General features: G+C 71.4%; 6 protein-coding genes. 5 read left to right on the top strand and 1 reads right to left on the bottom strand.

The genetic code is table 11. The features are described from left to right. From CS062_RS21395 to CS062_RS21375, 5 genes are all read left to right on the top strand, one after another. Positions 1–455, top strand: a 455-nt coding sequence (locus CS062_RS21395) for a heme/hemin ABC transporter substrate-binding protein (RefSeq protein WP_158238869.1), incomplete at its 5' end; no start/stop codon positions are given. Positions 456–477: 22 nt separating this feature from the next. Further along, positions 478–1,551, top strand: a complete 1,074-nt coding sequence (locus CS062_RS21390) for a FecCD family ABC transporter permease (RefSeq protein WP_099863582.1) — start codon at positions 478–480, stop codon at positions 1,549–1,551. Further along, entirely contained in the window at positions 1,551–2,339 is a 789-nt protein-coding gene (locus CS062_RS21385; RefSeq protein ID WP_099863578.1) for an ABC transporter ATP-binding protein, read from the top strand. The genes CS062_RS21390 and CS062_RS21385 overlap by 1 nt, the downstream gene beginning before the upstream one ends. Beyond that, the gene (locus tag CS062_RS21380; protein ID WP_099863577.1) at positions 2,336–3,205 is read left to right on the top strand and encodes an energy transducer TonB; all 870 of its coding nucleotides are present in this window, start codon (positions 2,336–2,338) and stop codon (positions 3,203–3,205) included. The genes CS062_RS21385 and CS062_RS21380 overlap by 4 nt, the downstream gene beginning before the upstream one ends. Before the next feature lie 12 nt (positions 3,206–3,217). Then, entirely contained in the window at positions 3,218–4,669 is a 1,452-nt protein-coding gene (locus CS062_RS21375) for a DUF2325 domain-containing protein (RefSeq protein ID WP_233218198.1), read from the top strand. 251 nt (positions 4,670–4,920) lie between these two features. On the opposite strand, the gene CS062_RS21370 is transcribed toward CS062_RS21375, so the two are convergent. Further along, positions 4,921–5,805, bottom strand: coding sequence for a hypothetical protein (locus CS062_RS21370; protein WP_099863576.1), 885 nt, complete (start codon positions 5,803–5,805; stop codon positions 4,921–4,923). Between the last annotated feature and the right edge of the window lie 453 nt (positions 5,806–6,258).

The following is a 6,258-nucleotide window of genomic DNA, read 5'->3' as shown; positions in this document are numbered from 1 at the left end:
CGCAGCAGCTGCAGGCCGAGTGGGCCGCCAGCCGCGCGCAGGTCAGCCAGCTCGCCGCCGGACACCGCGCGCCGCGGGTGCTCTTCGTGCTGTCGAATGCGGCGAACCAGGCCCGCATCGCCGGCGCCGGGACGGCCGCCGACGCGATGATCGGCTACGCCGGCGCGGTCAACGCGCTGGGCGACACGCAGGGCTACAAGATGCTCTCGCCCGAGGCGGCGATCGCGGCCGCGCCGGACGTGATCCTGGCGACCACCCAAGGCGTGGAGGCCAGTGGCGGCGTCGATGGCCTGCTGAAGCTGCCTGGCCTGGCGCAGACGCCGGCCGGCCAGCACCGACGCGTCGTCGTCCTCGAGACGATGGAGCTGCTCGGTTTCGGGCCACGCGTGCCGAAGGCCCTGGCCACCCTGGCGCGAGGCCTGCATGCGCCGGCGGGCACGGGCCGGCCGGCGTGAGCGTCGATCGACGGACGACGCGATGAGCACCGTCGGATCCGCCCTGCCCTCGCCGATCGCCGCGGCGCCGACGCGCCGCCGGGGGTCGCGGTCGGTGCTGCTCGCCCTGACGCTGGCGCTGACCGTCCTCGCGGCGGTGCAGTTCGGCGCGGTGCCGATCTCCGCCGCCGACTGGCTCCTGGGTCCGTGGAGCGACGCCCCCAAGACCGGCGGCGCGCATGTGCTGTGGCAACTGCGGCTGCCGCGCCTGGGCCTGACGCTCGCGGTGGGCGCGGCGCTCGGCCTGGCGGGTGCGCTGAGCCAGGCGCTGTTCCGCAATCCGATGGCCGAGCCCAGCCTGCTCGGCGTCACCAGCGGCGCCGCGGCGGCGGTCGCGCTGACGCTCACCGTCTTCGCCGGCGCGCACGCCGCCTTGCCCGCCGAGGTGCGCCTGTGGCTGCTGCCGCTGGTCGGCTTCTGCGGCGCGCTGGCGGTGTGCTTCTCGCTGGACCGGCTGTCGCGCTGGCTGGCGCCCGGATCGATCGCGGCGCTGCTTCTGTGCGGGCTGGCGCTGCAGGCGATGACCTTCGCGGTCGTCGGCCTGTGCAGCTTCATCGCCAACGACGAGCAACTGCGCGCGATCAACTTCTGGACGCTGGGCTCACTGGCTGGCGCGAACTGGATCATGGCCGCCGTGATGAGCGGCGCACTGCTGGTGGTGGGCACGCTGGCGCTGCGCGTCGCCCCGCGCCTGAACGCCTTGGCGCTCGGCGAGGCGGCGGCCGCGCATGTCGGCATCGACGTCGAGCGGCTGCGCTGGCAGTGCATCGGCATGGTCGCGCTGCTGTCGGCGCTGGCGGTCGCCTGGTGCGGAAGCATCGGCTTCATCGGCCTGATGGCGCCCCATCTGGCGCGCCAGCTCGTCGGCGCGGACCAGCGCCGGGTCCTGCCCCATGCGATGCTGGCCGGCGCGTTGCTGCTCGTGGTCGCGGACAGCTTCGCGCGCACCCTCGCGGTGCCGGCGGAGATCCCGGTGGGCGTTTTCAGCGCGCTGATCGGCGCGCCCTGGTTCCTGGTCCTGCTGCGCGGCGCGGTGCGTCGCATGGGGAGCGCGTGATGGCTTCGCTGCTCACCTTGCAGGACGTCCGCGTGACGCTCGGCAGCACGGCGATCGGGCCGCTGTCCCTGCGCGTCGATCCCGGCGAGCGCATCGCGATCCTCGGTCCGAGCGGCGCCGGCAAGTCGACGCTGCTGCGCCTGATCGCGCGGGAGTTGCGTCCCGCCGCCGGCGTGCTGCATTTCGACGGGCGGCCATTGGCTGCCTGGGCCCCGTCCGACCTGGCCCGGCGCCGCGCGGTGCTGCCTCAGCAGCATGGCGTCGCGTTCGGCCTGCCGGTGGAATTGGTCGTCGCGCTGGGCCGCGTCGCGCGCCAGGGCGATGGCGACCAGGACAGGATCGTGCGTGAAGCCCTGGCGCATGCCCAGGCCGAGCACCTGCACGGCCGCCGCTTCGACACCCTCTCCGGTGGCGAGCAGGCCCGCGTGCAGTTGGCGCGCGTCTTCGCGCAGGCCTGGGATGCACGCGATGGCCTGCTGCTCGTCGACGAGCCGGTCGCCGCCCTCGACCCGGGGTTGAGCGTCTCGCTGATGGCCGCGATGTCCGACTTCGCCGCCGCGCGCGGCCATGCGCTGGTGGCGGTGCTGCACGACCTCAACCTGGCGCTGAACCATTTCGACCGCCTCTGGCTGCTGAAGGCGGGCCGGATGCTGGCCGACTGCGACGCACTGCCCGCGACGCTGCCGCTGCTGGAGCAGCTCTACGACACGCGGCTGCGCCTGCTGGCGGACGACCATGGGCTCGCGATCCTGCCGCTGCTGGGCCACACGACGGGAGCGCGCGCGTGACCGCGCTGGCGCCGCGCCTGCACGGATTCGCGCCGCGCTGGAGCGGCTGGGCGGTCACCGGCGCGGTGCACGCGGCCATGGTGCTCGCACTGGCCAGCGCCTTCGCGCCCCAGCGCTCCGCACCGGCACCGGCACCGGCGTCGATGGTCATCAGCGCGCGGCTGTTGGCGTCGACCGCGACGCCCACCGCCACGCCGGTGCCGCCCCCGGCGACCGCGACCGCGATGGCCCCGATCGCCTTGCCGCGCTCCGCGCTCGATGCCCCGCCAGTCCCGGACCTGCCGCCCCCGACCGTCGAGATCGCACCGACATCCCTGCCCGTTCCCCCAGCCGCATCGCGCTTGGAGGCCCCTGTGGCCAGCGGCACGCCAATCGGCACTGGCGCGGGTGCCGCCACCGCCACCGCCGGCACCGGCACCAGCGCTGGTGCTGGTGCCGGTGCTAGTGCTGCGGCCACTGTCGACGCGAGCGCCACGCTCGCGCGCCAGACGGTCGCGGCCGCCACCGCGGTGGCGCCGGCAGTTGCCGCGACTCAGACACCCGCACCGGTTCCCACGGACCTCCCCGCCGCGCTGCCGGCCGATCACCGCTTGTGCAGCGAGCGCCAGACGGCTCGCCACTACCCCGCGCTGCTGCGCGACCGCGGCATCCAGGGGCTGGTGCGGCTGCGCGTGAAGGTCGATCCGGATGGCCGGGCGGCGGAGGTCGTCATCGCGGGCGGCAGCGGTTGGCGCCTGCTCGACGAAGCGGCGCGCCGCGTCGCCGAGTCCTGCCCCTACACCCCGGCCCGCCGCGGCGATCAGCGCCTGGCGAGCTGGATCGAATACCCGGTGCGCTTCGCGCTCCAGGCCGCCCCCTTGCAGTAAGGAGTCCTCGCCATGTGCGACACCCCCACTTCCCCTTCGTTGTTGAGCCTGCTGGCCCGCGCCGAGGCTGGTCTCGCCGGAGCGACCGGCGACGCTTCGCTGCTGATGCCAGCCGCTGGCCCGGTGACCGGCGCCGGCGTCTTCATGCAGGAGGGCGAGGCGGTGCCCGCCGCGGTGGCCGGACTTCCGCTGGCGCACGCGCTGACACGCGGCGAGACCGTCGCGTCGAGCGCGGAGGACACACCGGTGCCGCGCGGCTCGCGCCGTCGACGCCTGTGGGAACTGCCGTCGCAGGCCCTGTGCCCGGTGATCGGCGTGTGCCTGCCAATGCCGGTGCTGCGCCGCAAGCTGGGCAAGCTGCTCGGCGGCCAGGCACTGAGCAACGACTACGAGATGCATTGCGGCGCGATCAACGAGTGCGCACGACGCGGGCCGGTCTCGGAGATGTTGCAGAAGGAGCTGGACCAGCGCTTCGCGATCGCGCTGCGGCAGTCGTCGCAGCACAAGACGGCCGAGGCGCTGACGCGCTGGTGGAATGCCGCGCAGCAGGGCAACGACGTCGGCGGCGCGCTGTGGGGTGCGCTCACCCATGCACGCTGCGATGCGGCGTTGCAGGAGCAGATCCTGCGCGACATCCACATGCTCCAGCACCAGGTCGGCGCAGCGAACCGGGCGGACCTGCAGCGGCTCGACGAACTGCAGGATGAGCATGCGGTCCTCACCCGTGAGTTGGCGCAGGCGCAGTCGCGCAGCACGCGCTTGCTCGCGGAGCGGGCGCGCGAGCTCGAAGCCTCGCAGGCCGAATGCCTGCGCCTGCGCGGCGAGCTGATGGCGCGCGACACGCTGGCGGCGGGACTGCGCGACGAACTGCAGCAGCTCGAGGACAGCATCCCGGGACTCCGGCATCGGCACGAACAGGCCAGGCATCTGCAAAGCCAGCAGGACCGCATCCACCAGCTGGAGCGCGCGCTGTTGACCGCGCGTCAGCAAGCCGAGCGCGAGCAGCGCCGCGCGGACGACCTGCAACAGGCACTCGCGGTCGCGGAACGACAGCTCGACCAGCAGCGGCGATCGACGCAGGAGTCGCCCGACGCCGCGACCTCCACGCTGCCATCACTCGATGAGCGCTCGGTGCTGTGCGTTGGCGGCCGGCCGGCGGTGGTGCCGATCTACCGCCAGCTGATCGAGCGCACCGGCGGCCGTTTCCTGCATCACGACGGCGGGGAAGAGGACGCGGTGTCCAAGCTGGACGCGAGCCTCGCGGCGGCGGATCTGGTGATCTGCCAGACCGGATGCATCAGCCATGACGCGTACTGGCGGGTGAAGGACCATTGCAAGCGGCACAACAAGCGCTGCCTGTATCTGGAATCGCCGAGTGCGAGCGGACTCAGGCGAGCGCTGGGCTCGCTGGGTAGCGAAGATCATGCGGAAGCAGCAGCTCAGCAGTCGGCGCCGCAAGGCTGAGTGACGCGTCGCCGAAACTGCTGAGCGATAGCAACGCCGTCGGCCTTCCCAGCACCGAAGTCGAGCCTTCTCACCGGCGAGACGAGCGGCATCCTGGTGCCGCTCCGCGCGGATCAGCCGGGTGGCGGCATGCCCTCCATCCATCCCATCCGCGATGCGCCAGCGCAGGTCCAGGCCGACGTGACAGCGCATCGCGACCTGGGACTTCTCCGCCGGATTGAGCCGACCTCCAGGAGTCGCAGATCTCCGCGCTACTGAATCGGTACTGTGCCGATGGGCCCTGCGGCGGCGTCGCGCCTACGCTGCCTGGCGCGCTTGAACGCGATCACGGCGGCGCCCGCCAAAAAGCCCAGACTGCAGAGGATGGAGAGCAGCCCAAACGTCATTGCGGCCTGGCGCAGATCTCCTAGCGCCTCGATGCTCAACCACCTCAGCGCCTGAGCCTCATGCGCATAGCCGTACCACCCGGCAGTGCCGCAGACCAGGCCCGCGAGCGCCAGCCCGCCGGCAAGGCGAAACATCGGACCGGGCCGCACATAGAGCCGCTGATTGAGATGTTCCATGGTGAGCTTCTCACCCTGCGCACTTCGCTCCAGGAGGTCGCGCGTGTCGGGCGCAATGATCGCGCCCAGCGTATGGCTCAGGATCACTGCCGAGAGCTGCGGCATGTTGGTCAGGCTCAGGCCCACCCGGATCACCCGTCCGCTGGCCATGTGCAGCCGAAACCATCCGCGCGGCTGAGAGGTGTGATCCACCTTGACGATCTGCGTCCAGGCGGCGGATCGCCACCCGCCGAGGACGCCACGGCAACGCACTCCCAGTGAGTCCGCAGTGACCAGGGTGATGAGATACAGCCAGACGACCAGCACCGCGAGTGCCATCAATGCGCCCAGCAACAACCCCACCTTCTCGAGAGCGCCGGGTTCCGACCGATGCATCGTCCAGAGGAGGCCGCCGTAGAACATGCTCCACGCGCCGCCGATGAAGCCATAAAGAGCGCTGGCGCGGCACTCGACCCTCGTCCCACCTGCATGAACCGGAGCCCGGAGTTCACGCCACAACAGCCACACTTGGTGCGCGAAGGTCAGAACGGCCGGCACCAGCAGACAGGCGATCAGGAAGAGGATGGCTTTCATGGCTCGGCGGGATCGTATCGCTCGCGTGGTCGCTCGATCGATTGATGGCGACGAAAGGGGCCGGTGGACGGAGCCTGCGGCGATGTCCGGTTCGGCCGGAGCTTGGGGGTACGCAGGATGCGGTCTTGCATTGGCGCGTCGCCGCGTTCATTGAACTGCCTGCGATGAGCGTGCTCTCGTGTCCTGGCCAATGACCGGTTGATGGCGCTGCGGTGGACTACCGGTCACGGCCACAACCTGCCGGTCGTGGGAGTCTGCTTTCGGGTATGACTGCTCAACTGAAATCTCCGCGCATGGGCAGCGCGAAACGGGCTGCGAAGCGGCAGGACACGAGGCGGACACACGGCATGTACGAGCATCACCTTGACCGATCAAGAACCGCTCGGTAGAGCGTCTGGTCGAAAGCAACGGCGAGCAGCGGCGGGAGTCGACGAAAACGCCGTTCTAGCGTAC

The organism is Roseateles chitinivorans, from assembly GCF_002761755.1.
Lineage (GTDB): Bacteria > Pseudomonadota > Gammaproteobacteria > Burkholderiales > Burkholderiaceae_C > Roseateles > Roseateles chitinivorans.
This window is presented reverse-complemented; position numbering and strand designations above follow the sequence as displayed.